Consider the following 23908-nt stretch of genomic DNA (forward strand, 5'->3'; position numbering starts at 1 on the left):
CTGTTCTCCCGGTTGGATGTGCAGGTGTTTGCCTGAACGTCCAGTGTTGCCGGGGCGCCTGCCGCCAGATTCGATCTGCATCAGTTGTGCACGATTTGCGGATGTTTTATTCACGTTTGTGGATGGTGCGCGACAGTTAAAAAAAGGCCAGAAAAGTATGAACTTTTCTGGCCTTTACTCATCGAGCTTGAGTTGCGCAGCTTAGAACTTGTAGCTGGCTTTCACGTACAGCGTGCGGCCCAGCGGATCCGTGTAGCGTGGATCGTAGCCGGTCTGGAATACCGTACCCTGGTTACTGAATGGCGGGTTGGTGTCAAACAGGTTTTTCACGCCGACGCTGATGTCGGTATTGTGGAAGCCCTTGTACGAACCCGACAGCGAGAACGTGGAATAGGCTTTCACGTGTTGCTGGTATTGTGCGCTGACCAGATTCTGGTCTTGATAACCGCTCATGAATTGGTTCGACAGGCTGGCACCCCATTTGCCCTGCGACCAGTTCAGCGATGCATTGTGCTTCCAGCGGAATACCGGATTGTTGTCAGCATACACGCCGACGTTCTGGATGTACGCGCCGCCAGCTTCGTTCTGGTATTCATAGTTGTGTACCCAGGTGCCGTCGAACTGCACGCCGAAGTCGCCATAGGTGTTGCTGTGTGGCAGTCTCCAGGTCAGGCTGGTATCGACGCCCGAGGTGTGCACTTCACCCAGGTTGGTCAGGTTGGCGTTGACATATTCCAGCGTCTTGCCATCGGCCGAATACACGAAGTCCTGCTGGTACTTGGCGTAGTCGCCGAACAGCGTTTGCTCTGCCACGGTACCGATCTTGTCGCGGATCTTGATGTTGAAGTAATCGAAGGAGACGGTCACGGAGTTGATAGGCTCAAGCACCATGCCCAGCGAGAAGGTCTTCGATTTTTCAGGCTTCAGATTGATGTTGCCACCGCTGCGGATATTTTGCTGCTGGTTGCAGACCACGTTGGCGTTGGCGCCCGGAATGGCCGTGCCGCCTGGGCACAGTTTCGGATCGTCATACGCGTTGCCGGTGAAGGTGGTGGTGGCTGGGCCGTGCAGGTCATACAGGGTCGGGGCGCGGAAGCCCGTGTTGTACGACGTGCGGAACAGCACTTGCTTGGTCGGCTGCCAGCGGAAGCCCACTTTTGGATTGAAGGTGTTGCCGACGTCATTGTAGTGGTCGTAACGCGCTGCCAGCGACAGATCCAGGTCCTTGCGCAGAGGCACGCTCAGTTCCGAGAACAGGGCGGCGATATTGCGTTGGCCGGACTGGTTTTGTGCATCGGCATAACCGGAGCTTTGCGCTTGCGAAGCCAGGGCCGTGTTCACATCGTAGGTAGCCTTGTCGTGGCGGAACTCGGTGCCCAGCGCGAAGCCGACTGCACCTGCAGGCAACTGATAGATATCGCGGCTGATTTTTGCATCGACGCCGGCGCTGGTCATTTTGGCGCCCAGGTATTGGCCATGCAGCTGGGCTGCATCGATATACGCGGTACCGGCGGCGGACTGGTCGCCGAACGGGTTCAGGATGCCATTGGCCACGCCTTGCATGATCTGGCTGTCATTGGTATAGCCATTGACGAAGGCGCTGGCAGCCTTGCTGATCGAGTAGTTGAAGCCGACATCATAGTCCCAGCCTGCAACCAGGCCTTCGGACGACAGGACCAGGCGGTCCGAGGTGCTGGTGTCGTAGCCTTCGCGCTTGCCGGCTGCGACGGTACGCCAGTTCAGGGTCAGGTCGCTGCCATTCAAGCCTGCCACGCCAGGCACAATGCCATTGCCTGGATAGTAAGGGCTGCTCGACGGCATCGAGATACCGATCAGTGGCGATGGCGCGATGCTCGACAGCGTGCTGCTGCGCGCATGCAGGTATTCCACGCTGGCCGTGTTGTCTTCGTTAATCTTGAAGGTTGCCTTGCCCAGATACGATTCCTGCTGCGTTTTCGGGATATCGTCGATGAACGTGGTGGTGTCGGTACGGCAGGTGCCGGTCTTGCTGTTGGCGACCAGGCCCGGGCCTTGGCAGCCGGTAGCGTAGTAAGGGTTGCCGGTCAAGCCGTTGTCGGCAAAGAAGTTGGCCGGTTGCGAGGTGCCACTGGTGCGGTCGACGCCCTTGCCTGGGATCAGGCTGGTATCGGAGAAGCCGCGCGAGGTGGCCGACAGCGCCGATTGCTTGTGCACGTCCGCCACGCCGAAGACATTGAAGCCGTCCTTGTTCAGATCGCCATAACCGCCCGAAATGTTGACGCGCGATTCTTCGCCGCCGCCGCTCTTGGTCGGGCTAAAGCCTTCGACGCTGACGGTGGCGCCTTGCACGGAGCGCTTGGTGATGAAGTTGATCACGCCGCCGATGGCGTCGGTGCCGTAGATGGCCGATGCGCCGTCACGCAGGATCTCCACGCGGTCCAGGGCCGACAGCGGGATGATGTTCAAGTCAACGGAAGAGCCGTTGAACGGGTGGCTGGCGATGCGGCGGCCGTTCAGCAGGACCAGGGTCTTGTCGGCGCCGATGCCGCGCAGGTCGGCGGTCGACTGGCCACCGGTACCCAGGCCGACGGACTGGCTGCTGCCTTGCGAGCTTTGGTTCATCGGGATGGTGTTCATTACGTCTTGCGCCGTCGTCAAGCCTTGCTTGATGAAGTCGTCCGCCTTGATCGAGGTGATCGGCAGTGCCGTCTGCGACGACAGGCGTTTGATGCTCGAACCGGTTACTTCCACGCGCTGAATGCTGGCCGAGTCATCGGTGCTGTTGTCCGTTATGCTCTGCGCGCCCGCCGCGTGCATGCCGAACAGCAGGCCGCTGGCGCAGATGAGGCGCAGCGACCGCGACAGCAATTTTTCTATCATCATGGCAAAACTCCTGATCAATAATTTTTTGTGATTTGTGTTTGTCTACAAGCAAGGGGGTGGCCTTACGCCTGTAACAGAGGTGCCTCGCTGTTTTTTTATGCAGGAGACGTATTCATCAAATCACCTTGCCGGTAGCAGGGTCAAGAACCAAAAAGACAAGTGTGAAAATAACCAACAGTAATGATTAATCACAGATGTAAAGACGAATTGATGCATCGCAGAGGGACTGGGTTGCCCGTGTGTCCAGGCTAATTGCCTGGGGCCGCATGGATGCTGGTGATGGGGTATGGAAGGTGGGCGACAAGGTCGCTTACAAATTGAAACGTTTGTGAGGAAACGCTATGCCAGGCAGGATGGAGATAGCTTACTTTTCAATTGTAAAGTTATGTAGTGACAGGCTGATGACGGAGGAAAAAAAACCACATCCGATGGCAAAGTGTACACGATGCAAGCGTGTTGCACTACCTCGCGCGCACAAATATGCTTGCCAAGCGTTCCAATTTGGCGTTATAGTCAATTAACACTCACTGGATAACTCGCATGTTCGCTCGCTTTTTTACCGCCTACTTTTACTTTAGCAATTCCAACCCAAAGGCGGTGGAGTAGCGGACGGTTCACGTAGCAGCAAAAACGAGATCCCAGCAAATTCTAAAAAACCGCCACCGATGGCGGTTTTTTTTTACCCCACGGTTTTACCTCTGTTCAAATTTTTGGAGAAAATGATGCCCCGCACCGATGATTTGCGTATTCGCGAAATGAAGGAATTGACTCCGCCATCCCACCTGATCCGCGAATTTGCCTGTTCGGAGCTGGCTGCGCAGACTGCTGCCGCATCGCGCGTTGCCTTGCACCGTATCCTGCACGGCCAGGACGACCGCCTGATGGTCGTCATCGGCCCCTGTTCCATCCACGACACCAAGGCCGCCATGGAATATGCGCGCCTGCTGGTCAAGGAGCGCGCGCGCTTTGCCGGCGAACTGGAAATCGTCATGCGCGTCTACTTCGAAAAGCCGCGCACCACGGTGGGCTGGAAGGGCTTGATCAATGATCCTTACATGGACAACAGTTTCCGCATCAACGATGGCTTGCGCATGGCCCGTGAATTGTTGCGCGACATCAATGAGCTGGGCTTGCCTGCCGGCACCGAGTTTCTCGATGTGATCAGTCCGCAATACATCGCCGACCTGATCAGCTGGGGCGCGATCGGCGCACGCACCACCGAATCGCAGGTGCACCGCGAGCTGGCCTCGGGACTGTCGTGTCCGGTCGGCTTCAAGAATGGCACGGACGGCAACGTCAAGATCGCCGTGGAAGCCATCAAGGCCGCCTCGCAGCCGCACCATTTCCTGTCCGTCACCAAGGGGGGCCATTCGGCCATCGTCTCGACCAACGGCAATGAAGATTGCCATATCATCTTGCGCGGCGGTAAGACACCGAACTATGACGCAGCCAGTGTCGACGAAGCCTGCAAGGCCATCGCGGCGCAGGGGCTGGCGTCGCGCCTGATGATCGACGCCTCGCATGCGAACAGCTCGAAAAAGCCGGAAAACCAGATTCCCGTCTGCGCCGATATCGCTGCCCAGGTGGCGGCGGGCGATGAGCGCATCGTGGGCGTGATGGTCGAATCGCATCTGGTGGCGGGCCGCCAGGACTTGGTGCCGGGCAAGGAACTCGTGTATGGCCAGTCTGTCACCGATGGCTGCATCGACTGGAGCGCCAGCGTGGCCGTGCTGGAAAACCTGGCCGCCGCGGTGCGGCAGCGCCGCCTGCAGGGCGACCAGGAATAGACGCTGCCTTGGCCTATGAAAAGGCTCTGTCCTCATTAAATAGGGGAACCTGTCTGCAAAGCTGAGGTCTGACTGATCAGACCAGCCAAACAGGGAGATGGCCATGCAACAGGTTCAATGGCAGGCGTTCTTCATGCAGTTCGCCATGCTGTCTCGGCGCCAACGCCTGGGCAGCGTAGAAATGCTGAGCGGCACGCCGCCCCAGCGAGCGGCTGTCGCGCTGATCGAGCGCACGGCCCAGGCACGCCTATGTTGTCCGGCGTGCCACTCTCGGCATTTGCACCGGCACGGCCGCGCCAACGATCTGCAGCGTTATCGCTGCGTTCCTTGCGGCAAAACATTCAATGCGCTGACGGGCACGCCCTTGGCGCATCTCCGGCATAAAGTCCTGTGGCTGGACTACGCGAATTGCTTGCTGAACTCGGATTCCGTACGCAAGGCTGCCCAGCAACTGGGCATCCATCGCAATACCAGTTTTCGCTGGCGCCACCGTTTTTTATCGCTGGCGAAAACCGACCGCCCGCGCTGCCTGCATGGCATCACCGAGGCCGATGCGCTGTATCTGCTGGAATCGGAAAAAGGGGCGCGGCATTTGCGGCGTCCGGCACGCCGGCGTGGTGGATCTGGCCGGCAACGCGGCATTTCCAGCGAACAGGTCTGTATCCTGGTAGCGCGCGACCGCACCGGGCAAACCATCGATTTCGTTACTGGCAAGGGGCCCATCACGAAGCAGCAACTCCTGACTTGCTTGCCGCCCGTGATCGACCGCGACATCCTGCTGGTGACCGATGGCCATGCGGCGTATGCCGCGTTTGCCCGGGAAAAGGGCATCAGCCATCAAGCCGTCAACTTGCGTGCCGGCATCCGCGTGCGCGGCGCGGTCCACGTACAGAACGTGAACGCTTATCACAGCCGCTTGCGCGGATGGCTGAGCATGTTTCATGGCGTGGCGACACGTTATCTGTCCAATTACCTGGGTTGGCGCTGGATACTCGACGCCAGGCGCATCCTGTCCGCTGAAACATTATTGAAGGCAACCTTGGGAGAGTTCCCACATCTGACGGTGACATAGCCTATGAAAAAAGCCCGGAAAGCTGAGTCAGCTTCCTGGGCCTTTTTGGTTGTAAACTTGCCTCAGTTTAAAACTTGTAGGTAGCGCGCACGTAGAAAGTGCGGCCTAGCGGATCCGTAAAGCGCGGATCGTAGCCGGTCTGGAAGGTACCGATCTGGTTACTGAACGGTGGATCCTGGTTCAGCAGGTTCTTCACGCCGACCGTCACTTCCGTGTTCCGGAAACCCGCATATGCGCCCGACAGCGACCAGACCGAGTATGCCTTGACGCTTTGTTCGAATTCCGGATCGACATAGTTCTGGTCGCGGTAGCCGCTCATGTACTTGTTCGACAGGGTGGCGTTCCAGTTTTTCAGGTTCCATTGCAGAGATGCATTATGTCTCCAGCGGAATACCGGTGCATTGTCGCCGTACACGCCCACGTTTTGCACGTAGTCGCCATTGCGCTCGTTCTGGTACTCATACTTCTGCACCCAGGTACCGTCAAAGTTAAAGGTGAAGTTGCCATACTGGCTGCGTGGCAGCTTCCAGTTCAGGCCCAGGTCCAGCCCCGAGGTATGCATTTCGCCCAGGTTGTCCAGGGTTGCCAGCACGTATTCCAGCTTGGTGCCATCGGCTGAATACACGAAGCTGCTCTTGTATTTGTCGTAGTTGTCGAACAGGGTCTGTTCGGCCACGGTGCCGATCTTGTCGCGCAGCTTGATATTGAAGTAGTCGAGCGACATGGTCAGCGACTTGGTCGGTTCGAGCACGATACCGGCGCTGAAGGTCTTTGATTTTTCCGGCTTGACATCGGGATTGCCGCCCGAACGGATATATTGCTGTGCACGGCATGCCACGTTGTCGTTGGCGCCAGGGATGGCCACGCCGCCCGGGCACAAGCGCGGATCGTTGTACTTATTGGCCGTAAAGGTTTTGGTTTGCGGACCATGCAGGTCATACAGCGTCGGTGCGCGGAAACCCGTGTTGTAGGAGCTGCGCAGCAAGACCTGGCTCGTTGGCTGCCAGCGCAGGCCGACTTTCGGGTTGAAGCTGCCCCCCACGTCATTGTAATGGTCGTAACGCGCGGCCAGCGATAATTCCAGATCTTTCACGACAGGAACGCTCAACTCTGAAAACAGGGCACTGATATTACGGCTGCCGGACTGGCTCAGGGCATCGGCGTAGCCGGAGCTCGACGCCTGGCTGGCCAGGTCCCGGTTGACGTTGTATTCTGCTTTTTCATTGCGGAACTCGCTGCCGACGGCGAAGCCGACGGCGCCTGCAGGCAAGTTGAACAGTTCACGGCTGATTTTCGCGTCCAGCGCCGTGCTGGTCATCTTGGCGCTCAGATACTCGCCTTTCAGCACGGAATCCTGCAGATAGGCTTCGCCGGCGGCGCTTTGGGCGCCAAACGGATTCAAGATGCCATTGGCCATGCCGTCGATGATGCGCTGGTCGTTCAGGTAGCCGCCGGTGAAGGCGCTGGTGGCCTTGCTGACGGAATAACTGAGGCCGGCGTTATAGTCCCACGCACCGAGCACGCCTTCGGCCGCCAGTACCAGGCGGTCCGAAGTGCTGGTGTCGTAGCCGCTGCGCTGGCCCGACGCCACCGGACGCCAGCTGATATCCAGATCTTGCCCGGACAGGCCGGGGACGGCCGGCACGCCGCCGCTGCCGCCTGGATAGTAAGGCGAGCTCGATGGCATCAGCAAGCCGATGTTCGACATCGGCGGTGGCGAGATATGCGCTTGATTGGTGCTGCGCGAATGCAGGTATTCGATGGTGGCCAGGTGATCCTGGTTCAGCTTGAAACTTGCCTTGCCCAGGAAGGATTCCTGCTGGGTTTTTGGAATCGCGTCGATGAAGGGCGTGACATCCATGGCGCAGGTGTTCTTGCCCGACGTGTTTTTGTACAGGTTGGGACCGACGCAGCCGGACGCGAACGCCGGGTTGCCGACCAGGCCGTTGCCGGTATCGTAGAAGTTGGCCGGGAAGGTGGTGCCGCTCAGGTTATCGACGCCCTTGCCGGGAATGTAGCCGCTGGCCGAGAAGGCACGGTTCGCCGCGCTCAAGGCAGATTGGCGATGCACGTCGACGACACCGAAGACATTGAAGCCATCCTTGTTCAGGTCGCCGTAGCCACCCGACAGGTTCAGGCGCGACTCGTCGCCACCGCCCGACTTCTGTGGCTGGTAATGTTCCACGCTCACCGAGCCGCCCTTGACGGAACGCTTGGTAATGAAATTGATCACGCCGCCAATCGCGTCCGTGCCGTAAATGGCGGAAGCGCCGTCACGCAGCACTTCGACACGCTCCAGGGCGGAAATGGGAATGATGTTCAGGTCGACGGACGAGCCATTGAACGGGTGGCTGGCGATGCGCCGGCCATTGAGCAGCACCAGGGTCTTGTCGCCGCCGATGCCGCGCAAGTCCGCCACCGACTGGCCGCCCGTCCCCGAACCGACCGACTGCGAGCTGCTTTGGGTGCTTTGATTCATGGAAATCGTCGACAGCACTTCTTGCGCCGTCGTCAAACCTTGCTTGGCGAAATCGTCCGCCTTGATCGAGGTGATCGGCAGCGCCGTTTCCGACGCCAGGCGCTTGATGCTCGATCCGGTGACCTCGACCCGTTGCATGGTGTTATCGCTTGTCTCCTGTGCATAGGCGGCATGCATCCCCAATGCCATGCTCGTGGCAAACATGAGGCGCAAAGACCGCGCTATTACATTTTCAATCATCATTTTTAATTCCTTATTTTATTGACAAATGCTGCAATTGTCTTGATGAAACTGGTAATTTGATAATTATAATTTTGCTTCTTTTTATATTGACCAGTGAATGTTTGGCAAATTTTTTGAGCACTCATGACAACATTCATGCATGTAATTGTCAATTTTTCGTCCTTTTTTTGGAAAAAAAGTAACAAAACACTGTAATTTTTATAATCCTTGAGTCATAAAATGCTGTGTGGTGTTTTGATTTGTTATTAGTCGCGTAAAATAAAACGGCGCAGACCATGGCTGGCCTGCGCCGCAGAAAAAAACGTACTTCGCCGTGCCATAAAAAAAGCCCGGAAAGCTGTTGCAGCTTTCCGGGCTTCTTGGTTTTCAGCTGAGCTCAGCTTAGAACTTGTAGGTGGCGCGCACGTAGAAAGTACGGCCCAGCGGATCGGCAAAGCGCGGATCGTAGCCGGTCTGGAAGGTGTTGTACTGATTGGTGAACGGTGGGTTTTCGTTCAGCAAGTTCTTCACGCCGACGGTGACTTCGGTATTCTTGAAGCCCGCATACATGCCCGACAGCGACCAGACCGAATACGGTTTGACCTTTTGTACGAACTGGTCATCGACATCGTTCATGTCCTGGTAGCCGCTCATGTATTTGTTCGCCAGGGTGGCGTTCCACTTGCCCAGGTTCCATTGCAGCGATGCATTGTGTCTCCAGCGGAATACCGGACCATTGTCGGCATACACGCCCACGTTCTGCACGTAGGCGCCATTGCGCTCATTCTGGTACTCATACTTCTGTACCCAGGTGCCGTCAAACGCAAAGGTGAAGTTGCCATACTCGCTGCGTGGCAGTCTCCAGTTCAAGCCCAGGTCGACACCGGCCGTGTGCATCTCGCCCAGGTTATCCAGGTTGGCCACCACGTAGTCCAGGCTTCTGCCATCGGCCGAGTACACGAAGTTGTTCTTGTACTTGTCATAGTCGCCGAACAGGGTCTGTTCCGCCACGGTGCCGATCTTGTCGCGCAGGCGGATCTGGAAGTAGTCGACCGATACCGTCACGGATTTGACCGGTTCGATGACGACACCGGCGCTGAAGGTTTTCGATTTTTCAGGCTTGATATCCGGATTGCCGCCCGTGCGGATATATTGTTGCGTGGAGCAGGCGGTATTCTTGTCGGCGCCAGGCACAGGTATGCCACCCGGGCACAGGCGCGGGTCGTTGTACTTGCCGGCCGTGAAGGTTTTGCTCATCGGACCGTGCAGGTCGTACAAGGTCGGTGCGCGGAAACCCGTGTTGTACGAGCCGCGGAACAATACCTGGCTGGTCGGCTGCCAGCGCAGGCCGATTTTCGGATTGAAGCTGCCGCCGACATCGTTGTAATGGTCGTAGCGGGCTGCCAGCGACAGTTCCAGGCTCTTCAGGATGGGGACGCTCAGTTCCGAGAAGATGGCGCCGATATTGCGGCTGCCCGACTGGTCTTTTGCCTCGGCATAGCCGGAGCTCGAGGCTTGCGAAGCGAGTGCCGTATTGATGTTGTACTCGGCCTTTTCATTGCGGAACTCGGTGCCGACGGCAAACCCGACGGCGCCTGCCGGCAAGTCATAGATTTCACGGCTGATCTTGGCGTCAACTCCCGTGTTGGTCATCTTCGCGTTCAGGTATTCGCCTTGCAGCAGCGAATTTTTCATGTAGTCCAGGCCGGCCGCGCTTTGCGGGCCAAACGGGTTCAGCACGCCGCTGGCCACGCCGTCGATCATGCGCTTGTCACCCAGGTAGCCATTGACGAAGGCGCTGGTGGCCTTGCTGACGGAAAAACTCAGGCCGACGTTGTAGTCCCAGCCTGCGACGACGCCTTCCGACGCTGCCACCAGGCGATCCGAGGTGCTGGTGTCGTAGCCGACGCGCTGGCCCATGTCCATCGGACGCCAGCTCAGGTTCAGGGCTTCGCCTGCCAGGCCTGGCACGTTGGGCACGCCAGCGCTGCCGCCTGGATAGTATGGCGAAGTCGGGTCGATGGTCAGGCCGATACGGGTCAGCGTCGGCGGCGTGATGCGCGACTCATTGGTGCTGCGTGCGTGCAGGTATTCCAGGGTCGCCAGATGATCTTCGTCGATCTTGAAGCTGGCTTTGCCCAGGAAGGACTCCTGGTTCGTCTTTGGAATATTTTCGATGTAAGGCGCCGCGTCAAATGAGCAGACCGAGCTGCCATCCGGGTTGGGACGCTGGTTTTGGCCTGCGCAACCGCCTGCAAAGGCCGGGTTACCCGAGAATACTTTCGACTTGTCTTGATTGATGGTCGTGAAGTTGGCGCTCGGCGTGGTGCTGCTCAGGTTATTGACGCCCTTGCCCGGAATGTAGCCGGTCGACGAGAAGGCGCGATCGCTGGCGTTCAGCGCTCCCTGGCGATGCACGTCGACCACGCCGAAGACATTGAAGCCATCCTTGTTCAGGTCGCCGTAGCCACCCGACAGGTTCAGGCGCGATTCATCGCCGCCGCCCGATTTTTCTGGCTGGTAATGTTCCACCGAGACCGAGCCACCCTTGACGGAGCGCTTGGTGATGAAGTTGATGACGCCGCCGATGGCGTCGGTGCCGTAGATCGCGGAGGCGCCGTCACGCAGCACTTCCACGCGTTCCAGGGCCGATACGGGGATGATGTTCAGGTCAACGGAAGAGCCGTTGAATGGGTGGCTGGCGATGCGCCGGCCATTCAGCAGGACCAGGGTCTTGTCGCCGCCGATGCCGCGCAGGTCGGCCACGGACTGGCCGCCGGTGCCGGCGCCAACGGACTGGCTGCTGCCCTGCGAGCTTTGATTCATGGAAATAGTGGCCAGGACTTCCTGTGCCGTCGTCAAACCTTGTTTGGCGAAATCATCTGCCTTGATCGAGGTGATCGGCAGCGCTGTTTCCGAGGACAGGCGCTTGATGCTCGAACCGGTGACTTCGACGCGTTGCATGACACCATCTGTTGCTTCTTGCGCATACGCCGCGTGCATGCCTAACGCCAGACTGCCGGCAAACATGATGCGCAGCGACCGCGCGATTACATTTTCAACCATTCTCTAAAATTCCTCTTTTTATGATTAATTCAGCAATTAATATCTTGTAACAAGATGTAACGCAGTCATTAATTTGCCCTAATTAAAATTGACCGCCGAAAATTCGGAAAATTTTCAACGGCCGTCATCAGAACATTCACACTTCCGATTGTCAATTTCAGAGGTTTCTTTTGGATGAAATGCAACAAAACACTGTTCTTTTTATAATCCTTCAGCAATAAAATATCGTGGACTCTTGTCAGGCGTGCTCAGACGCGTAAAATAAAACGGCGCACACCATCGCTGATGTGCGCCGTCTCATGCGACCGGCAACTGCTTGCCGGTCCTGTCTATCCGATTTCCAGCAAACTCCTCTTTAGAACGTGTAGCTGCCGCGCACGTAGTAGGCGCGCCCGATCGGATCGGTGTAGCGCGGGTCATAGCCTTTTTGGAACAGCGTGCCCTGGTTCGAGAATGGTGGTTGCTTGTCAAACAAGTTCTTCACGCCGGCGATCAGCTGGTAGCCTTTCCAGTTGTAGCTGCCCGACAGGTTGAACAAGCTATAGGTCGGCACGTCCTGCTTGTACTGGGCGGCCACGTTGTTCTGGTCGGTGTAGCCGGACTTGAACGATTGCGACAGGGTCGCGCCCCAGCTGCCCAGGCGCCAGTTGAGGGACGCCGTGTGCTTCCAGCGGAAGACCGGATTGTTGTCTGCATAGCGGCCCACATTGTGGATGAATTCGCCGCCGCGCTCGTTCTGGTAATCGTATTTGTGGGTCCAGGTGCCGTCCACCGACAGGCTGAAATCGCCATAGCTGCTGCGTCCCAGGCGCGAGTTGAGGCTGATGTCGATGCCGTCCGTCTTGACCTCGCCCAGATTGTCGTTCAAGTCGAGAATCGCATACGGCGAGCCATCGGGATTACGCAGGAACAAGGCCTTGTAGCGCTGGTAGTCGCCGAAGATGGATTGCTCGGGCAGGGCAGCAATCTTGTCCTTCAAATGAATGTTCCAGTAATCGATGGCGACCGTGAGGTCCCTGCTTGGCTCGAGCACCACGCCGAAGGCAAAGGTGGTGGATTTTTCCGGTTTCAGCTTTTCGTTGCCACCTTGCAGCTTGTACTGTTGGATATCGCAGTCGCGCAGCGGGTTGGAGCCCGGTTGCGGCACGCCGCCCGGGCACAGGACCGGATCGCTATAGCTATCGTTGGTGTCGTTCTTGGACGGTGGCGCATTTTTTTCAAACAGGGTGGGAGCGCGGAAACCCGTGCTGGCCGACCCGCGCAGCACCAACTGGGGACTGACCTGGTAGCGCACCCCCAGTTTCGGATTGGTGGTGCTGCCCACGTCGCTGTAGTGGTCGTAGCGGGCCGCCAGCTGCACTTCCAGATCCTTGATCAACGGCAGGTTGACTTCACCGAAGAACGCTTCGATATCGCGCGAGCCATTCTTCGACAGCGAGCCGGACAAGCCGGAACTGGCCGCCTGGCCGGCGATATCGCGGTTGACATTGAATTCGGCTTTTTCGCGGCGCAGTTCAGCGCCCAGGGCGACGGCCAGTGGTCCGCCCGCCAGTTGCGTCAGCTCGCGGCTGCCCTTGATATCGAAACCGGTGGTGATGACCTTGGCGTTCTGCACTTCGCCGCGCAGTGCCGTGCTGTCCAGGTAAGCCTTGCCGGCCGCGTCTTGCAGGCCGAAAGGGTTCAGGATGCCATTCAATACGCCGGCCGCAAACGAAGCGTCCTGTACGTAGCCGCCGGTAAATTTTTCGGACGACTTGCTGACCGCATGGCTCAGGCCCGTCTTGTAATCCCAGCCCGCCACTTCGCCTTCCAGCGCCAGTACCAGGCGGTCCGCCTTGCCATCCGAATCGATTTGCCGCTGGCCCGCTTCGACCGGGCGCCAGTTGACGCTCAAGGGCTGGCCCGACAAGCCGGGCTGGGCCGGCACGCCACCGCTATTGCCCGGATAGTATTTGCTGCTGATCGGCAGTACCAGGCCGGTTTGTGGTGGCGGCGCCGTGCGTGCCTTGACCTTGTTTTCAGAATGCAAGTATTCCACGGTGGCCAGATGGCCATCGCCGACCTTGAAAGCGCCCTTGCCGAAGAACGCGACTTGTTCCTGTGCCGGCAAATCATCGATCTGGCGCGTGTAATCCTGGCGGCAAGTGCCGTTGGCGGCCGGCGCGGACAGTGGCGGGTTGCAGCCGGTGGCCGCATACGGATTGCCGGCCAGGCCGTCACCGTTCTTTGCCGCCGCATCAAAGTAATTGCCCGGGAAAGTGGTGCCGCTGGTGACAGACAAGCCGCGCGAGGGAATCACGCCCGTCTTGGAGAAATCGCGGTCTTGCGAGGTCAGCACGTTTTGCTTGTGGTAATCGACGACGCCGAAAATATTGTAGCCATCGCCGTCGAGCTTGCCGAAGCCGGTCGACAGATTCACGCGGTGCTCGCCGCCGCCCTGGTGCTGGGGCGCCACCACTTCCGCCGTGATGTTGGTGACGTTGATCGAGCGCTTGGTAATAAAGTTGATCACGCCGCCGATGGCGTCGGTGCCATAGATGGCCGAGGCGCCGTCGCGCAGTACTTCGATACGGTCGAGTGCGGCGATGGGAATGATGTTCAGGTCGACGCTGGCGCCGTCATACGGATGGTTGGCGATGCGCCGGCCGTTCAGCAGGACCAGCGTCTTGTCGCCGCCCAGCCCGCGCAGATCGGCGCTGGCCTGGCCGCCCGTGGGCAAGCCGCTGGTATTGCCGCCGACCGCGTTGCCGCTACCCAGGCTCGACGAGTTCGAAGGGATCTTGCTCAGTACTTCCTGCGCGGTGGTCAAGCCCTGCTTGGCGAATTCTTCCGCCTTGATGATGGACAGCGGGGTGGACGTTTCGGAAACCAGGCGCTTGATCGATGAACCGGTGACTTCGACCCTTTGCAGGCCGGGGCTGTCGCCGCTGTCTTGTGCCAGTGCCGGCTGGCTGAGCAAACCGGCGGCAAGCCCGCTGGCGCAGATCAAACGAATGGAACGGGACAAGCGTATTTCTCTAAGCATGTTCAAGACTCCTGGTAAAGCAGTTGGCTAAAAGGGGCAAGAACGGCCATCCGGGCAGGCATGTCCGAGCTATCGAAAAGCGGGATTTAATTGTTTGTATCTTTTCAATTTCTCAAATGTAATAAATTGGAAATTATCTTGTCAATAACTGTGTGGGAATTGTGCAGTTAAACAACAAATAGCGACATTTAGCATGATTTGGGATAAATGATTATCAAATATGCTTATTTTATTTTCACCTTTCATGGACTGCGCAGGACCGCCGCGGCATAAAAAAAGGCGGTGATTGCTCACCGCCCTGGTCCTGCAACGTTGGAAACCAGTTAGAAGAACTTGTAGCTGGCGCCCACTTTGAAGTAGCGGCCGATGGCGCCGCTGGCATCCATCGGGTTGTAGCTCATGCCGCCGTAGGTCAATGGGTCGATCGGTGCAATCTTGTCGGTCACGTTATTGATCGACGCGTACAGTTGCAGCTGCTTGCTGACGTTCCAGCGGGTCGACAGGTCCAGCGTGGTGAAGGAAGCGATCTTGCAGCCGTTCGGTGCATCGGCGCCGTTCGCCAGCTTGGAAGCACAGCCTGCACCTTCATACAGGATGTTTTTCATGTCGGAGCGATAGTTCAGCACGCCGCTGAAATTCCAGTTGCCGATGTCCCAGGAACCGGTGACGTTGATCTTGTCTTTCGGCGTACCGGCGCAGTTGGACGTGTCGCAATTGCCATGCGTACCGGCGAACTGGTATTGCACCGTAGCGGACTCGGCGCGTACCCACGAAGCGACGTGGCTCCAGGTCAGGCCGAACGTGGCGCGGCCGTAGTCGCCCAGGCGCACGCGCTGCTTGACGTCCAGGTCGATCCCCTTGACTTCCGTGAAGCTGGAATTGCGGTAGGGCGCCTTGGTGATCAGCAGGGTACCCGTGTTCGGCACCACCACGCCATTGATGGTCAGGTTGTTGTCGGCGCGGATAGCGGTCGGCAGGGCGGCTGCTTCGTTGTACGGCAGCGGGTTGATCTCGTTGCTGCGCTTGATCTTCCAGCCATCGAGCGACAGGCTGGTATCGTTGAACGGATCCCATACCAGGCCCAGCGTGTAGCCTTTCGATTTTTCCGGCTGCAGGTTAGGATCGCCGATCTTCACGGCCGCGACCTGGATCGCGCAGTCGGTCAGCGTGGCGCCAGCCAGTGGCGTGCCGTTCGGGCAGCGGATCGGATCGCGCACGGTCGAGGTGCCCGTCGATTGCGAGTCGGCATTGCTTTCAGCCGGGCCTGGCGCACGGAAGCCTTCCGAGTAGGTGCCGCGCAGTGCAAAGGTTTTCAGCGGGGTCCACTTGGCGCCCAGCTTCGGCGTGGTCGACGAGAAACGGTCATATTTGTCGTAACGCAGTGCGCCCGACAGTTCGACCGTCTTGATCACCGGCGCCAGCACTTCGACGAAGACGGCCGAGACCTTGCTGTCGCCCTTGGCTGCCACATAGCTGGAGTTGATCGAACCGTTTTCGGTGCCGGACAGGGAAGGATTGTCCAGCTTGTCGCGGCGGTGTTCCGCCCCCACTGCCAGGCCCAGCGCGCCGCCCGGCAATTGCATCAGTTCACGCGAGGCCTTGAAGTCGACGATGTCGAGTTTGGTGGTGGAGTCGGACGTGGCGTTCGTCACCATCGCCGCGTACAGCGAGGCGGGATTCTTGCCTGCCTGCGCGCCGATATAGTAGGGGAAGTACTTGCTATTCGGATTGCCCAGCGCATCTTTGACGACGTTCATGTTCAGCATATTGCTGTAATCGAGGTGCAGCTTCGATTCCGAATGCGTGTAGCCTGCATCGTAGTCCCAGCCCATGGCCGATCCTTTGACGCCCAGCACGATACGGTTGAATTCGTTGTTGGCCTGGCGCGTGCTTGGGCCGACGTCGAATGCCTGGTAGCGCACGCGCACCGGTACGCCGTACGGATTTTGCGGGTGGTTCGCGGCCAGCACGATGGTGGTGCCGGCGCCGGAACCGTAGTTGATCACGCCGTTAGGATTGGCGGCATTCGGCGGGAAGGCGATGGTCGGCGTGATCGATGGCGGGATCAGCGTAAATGCCGTATTGCGCTTCGAGTAGCCTGCTTCCGCATAGACCTGGGTGTCGGAATTGACTTGCCAGGTGCCGCGCGTGTACAGATTGACCGACTCTATGCTCGGTTGCATCGAACGGAACTGGTCATGGTGCCACAGGCAGCCGCCTTTCGGGTCTTGCGGCGAGGAAACCGACAAGGTGGAGCAGCCTGGCAGCGACACGTAGTTGAGCGTATTCGGATCGCGGATCAGGCCGGTCGGCGCGGCATTGGCATCGTTGTTGCCATTGATGTAGCCGCCGGCGAACTGCGTGCCGATCGGGTAGCCATACGGACGCAGGTCGGCCTTGCCGATCCATTTGCGGTCGGAGCGGTCCTTGTTCATCAACATGTCCGACTTGGTGTATTCGGCGTTGATCACAAAGTTGAATTTGTCTTCGTCCAGGTTGCCCTTGCCGAAGGTCAGCGAAGCGCGATGCTGCTTGTCGTCGCTATAACCGGAAATACCGGTGTCGGCTTTCAAGGTCAGGCCTTCGAAGTCCTTGCGCAGGATGATGTTGACCACGCCCGCGATGGCGTCGGCGCCATAGGTGGACGAGGCGCCGTCTTTCAGGATCTCGATACGCTCGACGATCTGCATCGGCACGGTAGAGAGGTCGGTGAAGCTTTTCTGGCCATCGTCGGCACGGGCGAAAGGCGCCATGCGGCGGCCGTTCAGCAGTACCAGGGTCGAGGTGGCGCCCAGGCCGCGCAGCGAAATGGCGGTCGAGCCAGCGGCAAAGCCGTTACCGAAACCGGTCGGCAGGGAGCCGGCGCCATCGGCCGTGAGCGTTTGCAGGTATTCGGCGACGGTAGCCTTGCCGGATTTCATCAAATCGTCGCGGCTGATCACCTGCACCGGTGACGCGGTTTCCGCCGTGGCCCGCTTGATGCTCGAGCCGGTAATTTCCACGCGCTGGACATTGGCGTCTTGCGCCATGGCCGGTGCTGCCATCAAACCCAGACTGAGCGCTGCAATGCTGCCTGAAAAAATCAGGCGTACGGAGCGCGATATTACTGTTTCCATCATCATTCTCAAAAACCCCGAAGTGAGCGTGATTACCCGCGATGCGGCCATCACTGCTTGTATGAAAGACGATTGCTGCGTCGGCAATCACTATGGAAAAAAACGGCGTCTTTTTGGTTGCCGCTTTTTCATAAGACCACTTGGCGAGAAGTGCTGTCAACGAGCAACTATGTCAATTCATGTAGAAAACAACACTCAAATTTGTAACATTTGACCATTGTCATAAATGAAAATATTTTTATGTTGCGATGCAATATTCGCATTCTTCGTCGATGACAAAAAGATTCCCCTTCTGGCGTGTAAGGGTTTTTACCAATACGCGGCAGCGGGGAAAAAATGCCGCACTATTGCGACGCAGCAAATTGATATCGCGATGAAGCGCGCCGCGACGCCACTGGCCTGAAGAGGCTGCTCTTTTCGCCCGGCGAGCAAAATATGCGTTATCGTTACGCGTTTTTCAGGCAGTCAGGACACCGGGCTTGTCGAGCTGGAAACAAGGCATAGATCTTGCGTAAATGGACTGGTTTTAGCGGTCTCTTCCTGTATCCCAGGAGGAAGCCAGTAAAGTGCACCAATACGGTGCGGCAGACAATCAAGATGAAGGGTATGACATGAAGTTAGCATGGATGCGGCGCCTGGCGCTGCTGGCCTGTCTGGGAGCATTGCCGCTGGCCGCCAGCGCCGCCGACGCCCCGGCGGCAGCGACGCCGGTGAAAACCTTGCGCTATATTTTGCCGGCTGCCGAAACGGGTTTTGACCCGGCCACCGCGCGCGATTTGTATTCCAACCATATCACCCAGGCTGTTTTCGATACGCTGTACACCTATGATTACCTGGCCCGCCCCGTGAAGGTGGTGCCGGCCGCGGCGGCAGCCATGCCCGAAGTGTCCAGCGACGGCAAGACCTATACCATTCATCTGAAAAAAGGTATTTTATTTACGCCCGACCCCGCGTTTGGCGGCAAGCGCCGTGAACTGACCATGGCCGACTACGTGTATTCGTGGAAGCGTTTGTTCGATCCGCGTTTGTCTTCGCCACATACCTGGTTGTTCGAAGGCAAGGTCGTCGGTCTCGATGACCTGGCCAAGGAAGCCGTCAAAACCAACAAGCTCGATTACAGCAAAAAAGTGGCAGGCCTGGAAATTCTCGATCCCTACACACTGCGCATCACCCTCACCAAGACCGACTTCAATTTCCCCATGATCCTGGCCTATGTGCCGACCGCCGCCGTGGCGCACGAGGTGGTGGAAAAGTATGGCGATGTAAAAGGCGAGGTCGCCTCCAATCCGGTCGGCACCGGTTACTACACGCTCGGCGAATGGGTGCGCGGCAACCGCATCGTGCTCAACAAGAATCCGCTGCACCTGCCGGAAAAATGGAATTTCCTGCCCAGCGACGACCCGGACGACCAGCGCATCGTGCGCCAGATGCAGGGTAAATCGATTCCCGCCATCGACCGCATTGAAATTACCGTCATGACGGAAGACCAGTCGCGCTGGCTGTCGTTCCAGAGCGGCGGCACCGATGTGTTCTGGCTGGACGGCCCGCTGGCGCCGAAAGCGCTGCTGAACGGCAAGCTGCGTCCGGAACTGGCTGAGAAGGGCGTGCAACTGTCGCGCCTGCTGGACCCGGAAATCAGCTATTACTACTGGAATATGGAAGACCCCGTGCTTGGTGGTTTTACTAAGGAAAAAATTGCCCTGCGGCGCGCAATTGCCATGGCGCACAATATCGACGAAGAAATCCGCATCATCTGGAATGGCCAGGCCAAGCGCCTCGACTATCCGATTCCACCGGGCGTGGTCGGCTACGATCCGCACTACAAGAGCTTGCTGCAATACGATCCCGTGCTGGCCAACAAGCTGCTCGACAAGTTCGGCTACAAGAAGGGCCCCGATGGCTGGCGTACCTTGCCAGACGGCAAGCCGCTGGTAATCCGCTACGCCTCGCGCAATGAAGCCAATGGCGTGCTGCAGGCGGAAATGTGGCGCAAGACGTATAACTCGATCGGTATCCGCATGGAAAACGACCGCATGATCTTTTCCGATATTTTGAAAACGGAAAAGCAGTGCAAGCTGCAGACGCGCACGGCGCCGTGGCTGGCCGACTATCCGGATGGCGACAACTTCATGCAGCTGTTCTACGGTCCGAACGCGCACCAGAACAACAACGGCTGCTACCAGGACCCGGTGTATGACAAGTGGTACGAAACCAGCCAGTCGATGCCGGCCAGCCCCGAGCGTGACGAGCTGTACCACAAGATGGCGCGCCGCCTGGAAGTCAATGCCGGCTCCCTGATCGGCTACGCGCGCTACCGCAACATGCTGGCGCAAAAGAATGTGCTGGGCTACAAGAAGCACCCTATCCTGTTCCAGGAGTGGGCGTACATGGACATCGATAACTCGAACGCTCCTGCCACCCCGGCTGCCGCACCTGCCAAGGCTGCGGCCAAATAAGCGCGGCTTATAACAACAAGGAAATAGAATGTTTGCTTATATCCTGCGCCGCCTGTGGCAGATGCTGCCGACCATGCTGGGCGTGGTCTTGCTGGTGTTTATATTGTTCAACTGGGTGGGCGGCGACCCGGCCTACATCCTGGCCGGCAAGATGTCGAATGCGGAAAGCATCGCCAACATCCGCCGCCAGCTGGGTGTGGACCAGCCGTACTACATCCAGCTGTGGATCTTCATCAAGCAGATCGTCACTTTTGACTTTGGTCAAAGCTGGGCCACGGGCGAGACGGTGTCGCACATCATCACTTCGCGCCTGGGACCATCGATGATGGTGTTGATCCCGCTGACCGTGCTGGAAACGTTTTTTGGCGTGGCGCTGGCATTGGCAATCGCCTTCGTGCGCGGTTCGCTGACGGACCGCGCCGTCATGATCGCCTGCACGGTGGGCATGTCGATCTCCATCCTGGTCTACATCATCGTGTTCCAGTACGGCTTTGCCTACAAGCTGGGCCTGTTCCCCGTGCAAGGCTGGGGCGACAGTTTCTGGGAAAACCTGCTGCGCTATTCCACCTTGCCCATCCTGATCGGCCTGGCCGTCTCGATCGCCCCGACCCTGCGCCTGTTCCGCACCTTCGTGCTCGATGAAGCCAACCAGGATTACGTGCGCACGGCGCGCGCCAAGGGCCTCTCGGAAGGGCGCATCATGTGGGTCCACGTGCTGCGCAATGCCGCCATCCCCATCATTACCTACGTGATGTCGAACTTGCCCGCGCTGTTGATCGGCGCGTTCCTGCTGGAACGTTTCTTTGGCATCCCCGGCATCGGGCGTGAAGTGATCCTGGCCGTCGAGCGCAGCGATTTTCCGGTGATCAAGGCGATTACCGTGTATGTCGCCGCCGCCACCATGCTCTTCAATCTGCTCACCGACCTGCTGTACCAGGCGGTCGATCCACGCGTACAACTGAAGTAAGAAAGAAATGATGTCGAATACACATACTTCGCCCGGCTTGTGGGCATTGGCGTGGCGCCGTTTGCGCGGCGACAAGGTGGCAATGGTCTCGCTGGCAGTCGTCGGCGCCTTCTTTTTATTGATGATTGCGTCGGCCAGCGGCCTGGTGGGCGCCAACTGGGAAGATGAGGTGGCGGTCAGCTATGCGCCGCCCACCTTCGTGGGCGCCGATACGGACGGTGGCATCGACGGCGTCGACGGCGTGGTGCACGCCGCCGATGAACACAGCACGCCGACCCCCGTCAACGTGCTCGATCCGCTGGCCGACGATATCGCCGAACTGCGCGCCCAGATGGGCAGCAATCCGGCTGCCGGCGTCGAGATGTACGGCGTGACCGATCCCCTGGCCGACGACTTGACGGCCTTGCGCGCCAGCATGGGCAAGACCAGGAAGGTCATCACCCACAAGGCCTCGACCTTGCCGTTCGGCGCCGACAAATGGGGCCACGACGTGATCGATAAAACCATCAAGGGCGGCGAAACGTCGATCGTGGTGGGGCTGGTGGCCGCCTTGCTGGCGGTGGTGCTGGGCACCGTGTTTGGCGCCGTGTCCGGTTACTTCGGCGGCTTCATCGATGACTTCTTTAACTGGTTCTACAGCATCTTTACCTCGATACCATCGATCCTGATGATTTTGACGGTGGCGGCCGTGCTGCAACAGAAGGGCGTGCTGACCATCGTGCTGATCCTGGGCTTGACGGGCTGGACCGGGCCTTACCGTTTGATCCGCGCCGAATACATCAAGCACAAGGCGCGCGAGTACGTGATGGCGGCCGACGCGATTGGCGCTTCGCACTGGCGCAAGATGTTTTCGCACATCTTCCCCAACATCAGCCATGTGGCGCTGGTGCAGATGTCGATCCTGGTGGTGGGCTTCATCAAGGCCGAAGTGATCTTGAGTTTCCTCGGCTTTGGCGTGCCGGTGGGCACCGTGTCGTGGGGCAGCATGCTCAACGAAGCACAAAATGAACTGATCCTGGGCAAGTGGTGGCAACTGACGGCGGCCGCTGCGGCGATGGCCGTGCTGGTGACGGCGTTCTCGCTGTTTACCGATGCCTTGCGCGATGCGCTCGACCCCAAAGTGAAATAGGAGTTGCTCATGGACCAGAATAACCTGTTGGAAGTGCGCGACCTGCGCGTCATCTTCCGCTTGGACAAGAAAAATACCTTTGAAGCCGTCAAGGGCATCTCGTTTGACGTGCCGCGCAACAGCACCGTGGCCCTGGTGGGCGAATCGGGCAGCGGCAAGTCCGTCAGCTCGCTGGCCGTGATGGGCTTGCTGCCGCCAGACAACACCATCATCGATCCGCAATCGCGCATCCACTTTGGCGGGCGCAACCTGCTGGAACTGTCGATCGCCGAGCGCCGCACCATGTGCGGCAAGGATATCTCGATGATCTTCCAGGAACCGATGTCGTCATTGAACCCCGTGTTCACGGTAGGTTTCCAGATTGCCGAAGTGTTGCGCCAGCACATGGGCATGAACCGCAAGCAGGCCCGCGCGCGTACGTTGGAACTGCTGGAAGAAGTCGGCATTCCCGACCCGGCCACCAAGATCGACGCTTACCCGAGCCAGATGTCGGGCGGCCAGCAGCAGCGCGTGATGATCGCCATGGCGATTGCCTGCGAACCGAAACTGCTGATCGCCGATGAGCCGACCACCGCGCTCGACGTGACGATCCAGAAACAGATCATGGATTTGATTGCCGCGCTGCAAAAGAAACACCAGATGTCGGTACTCTTCATTACCCATGACCTGGGCCTGGTGGGCGAGATCGCCGACCATGTGATCGTCATGCGCCATGGTGAAGTGCGCGAGACGGGAGAAGTGCGGCAAGTGTTTGAAGCGGCCCGGGATACTTATACCCAGGCGCTGCTGCATTGCCGCCCGTCACTGGACGAGCGGCCATGGCGCTTGCCCGTGATTGCCGACTACATGGAAGGCAAGGCGGGCCCCGGCGTGGAAATCGCGCAGCGCACGCGCGGCTATACGCCGGGCGACGAGCCGGTGCTGGTGGTGAAAAACCTCAGTAAAAGTTTTTACCTGCGCGATGGCTGGTTCGGCAAGCGCGAATTCCAGGCCGTCAAGGATGTGTCGTTTACTTTGCCACGCGGCAAGACCTTGGGCGTGGTGGGCGAGTCGGGCTCGGGCAAGACCACGGTGGGCTTGACCCTGCTGCGCCTGCACCAGGCGACGGGCGGTACGGCCATGTTCCACGGCAAGGATTTGATTTCCATGCCGAACAAGGAATACCTGCCGTATAAACGCCGCATCCAGATCATCTTCCAGAATCCGTATGCGTCGCTGAACCCGCGTTTTACGGTGGGGCAGATTTTGCTGGAACCGATGCGCATCCACAATATCGGCGCGAACGACAAGGAACGCATCGCCAAGGCCTATTGGCTGCTCGATAAGGTGGGCTTGCCGGAACAGGCCTTCCACCGTTATCCGCACGAGTTTTCCGGTGGTCAGCGGCAGCGTATCGCGATTGCCCGCTGCCTGACGATGCAGCCGGAAATCCTCGTCTGCGATGAATCCGTGTCGGCGCTGGACGTATCGGTGCAGGCGCAGGTGCTGAACCTGCTGCAGGATTTGCAGGATGAATTCGGCCTGTCCTACATCTTCATTTCGCACGATTTGTCGGTGGTGAAATACATTGCCGACCAGGTGATGGTGATGCACAAGGGGCAGGTGGTGGAAATGGCCGATTCGGACGAGCTGTACCGCAATCCCGTCCACCCTTATACGCAAACCCTGCTGAGCGCGATTCCGCGCGGCGTGCAACTGTAGACATATCAACAGGGGGCAGGCTGATG

At 58.5% G+C, this 23908-nt stretch carries 11 protein-coding genes; 6 read left to right on the plus strand and 5 right to left on the minus strand.

Annotation, left to right across the window (positions count from 1 at the left end; translation table 11 throughout):
- Positions 1-201: 201 nt before the first annotated feature.
- Entirely contained in the window at positions 202-2862 is a 2661-nt protein-coding gene (locus ACL9RI_RS15110; RefSeq protein WP_422727342.1) for a TonB-dependent receptor, read from the minus strand.
- A gap of 722 nt (positions 2863-3584) precedes the next feature.
- Between ACL9RI_RS15110 and aroG the strand changes: the two genes are divergently transcribed.
- Both aroG and ACL9RI_RS15120 read left to right on the plus strand, forming a co-directional pair.
- The gene (gene aroG, locus ACL9RI_RS15115; RefSeq protein ID WP_422727343.1) at positions 3585-4649 is read left to right on the plus strand and encodes a 3-deoxy-7-phosphoheptulonate synthase AroG; all 1065 of its coding nucleotides are present in this window, start codon (positions 3585-3587) and stop codon (positions 4647-4649) included.
- A gap of 103 nt (positions 4650-4752) precedes the next feature.
- Positions 4753-5721, plus strand: coding sequence for an IS1595 family transposase (locus ACL9RI_RS15120; protein WP_422727344.1), 969 nt, complete (start codon positions 4753-4755; stop codon positions 5719-5721).
- 67 nt (positions 5722-5788) lie between these two features.
- Here ACL9RI_RS15120 and ACL9RI_RS15125 read toward each other — a convergent pair whose 3' ends face one another.
- The 4 genes from ACL9RI_RS15125 to ACL9RI_RS15140 all read right to left on the minus strand — a co-directional run bounded on the left by ACL9RI_RS15125 (position 5789) and on the right by ACL9RI_RS15140 (position 17629).
- Positions 5789-8338, minus strand: coding sequence for a TonB-dependent receptor (locus ACL9RI_RS15125; protein ID WP_422727345.1), 2550 nt, complete (start codon positions 8336-8338; stop codon positions 5789-5791).
- Between the two features lie 486 nt (positions 8339-8824).
- Positions 8825-11386 (minus strand): TonB-dependent receptor, encoded by a 2562-nt coding sequence (locus ACL9RI_RS15130; RefSeq protein WP_422727346.1) that lies wholly within the window; start codon positions 11384-11386, stop codon positions 8825-8827.
- 457 nt (positions 11387-11843) lie between these two features.
- Entirely contained in the window at positions 11844-14513 is a 2670-nt protein-coding gene (locus ACL9RI_RS15135) for a TonB-dependent receptor (RefSeq protein WP_422727347.1), read from the minus strand.
- Positions 14514-14836: 323 nt separating this feature from the next.
- Positions 14837-17629, minus strand: a complete 2793-nt coding sequence (locus ACL9RI_RS15140) for a TonB-dependent receptor (RefSeq protein ID WP_422727348.1) — start codon at positions 17627-17629, stop codon at positions 14837-14839.
- 611 nt (positions 17630-18240) lie between these two features.
- On the opposite strand from ACL9RI_RS15140, the gene ACL9RI_RS15145 reads away from it, so the two are divergent.
- From ACL9RI_RS15145 to ACL9RI_RS15160, 4 genes are read left to right on the plus strand one after another with little or no spacing between them, the layout of a single operon-like run.
- The gene (locus ACL9RI_RS15145; protein WP_422727349.1) at positions 18241-20085 is read left to right on the plus strand and encodes an ABC transporter substrate-binding protein; all 1845 of its coding nucleotides are present in this window, start codon (positions 18241-18243) and stop codon (positions 20083-20085) included.
- 28 nt (positions 20086-20113) lie between these two features.
- Positions 20114-21052, plus strand: a complete 939-nt coding sequence (locus ACL9RI_RS15150; RefSeq protein WP_183680874.1) for an ABC transporter permease — start codon at positions 20114-20116, stop codon at positions 21050-21052.
- Between the two features lie 7 nt (positions 21053-21059).
- Complete coding sequence (locus ACL9RI_RS15155; RefSeq protein WP_422727350.1) at positions 21060-22181, plus strand: ABC transporter permease; 1122 nt, start codon at positions 21060-21062, stop codon at positions 22179-22181.
- A 9-nt stretch (positions 22182-22190) separates the two neighbouring features.
- A complete protein-coding gene (locus ACL9RI_RS15160; protein ID WP_422727351.1) occupies positions 22191-23882 on the plus strand; it encodes an ABC transporter ATP-binding protein in 1692 nt (563 codons plus the stop codon).
- The last annotated feature ends 26 nt before the right edge of the window (positions 23883-23908 follow it).

This window comes from Janthinobacterium sp. Mn2066, assembly GCF_049319705.1.
GTDB lineage: Bacteria > Pseudomonadota > Gammaproteobacteria > Burkholderiales > Burkholderiaceae_D > Janthinobacterium.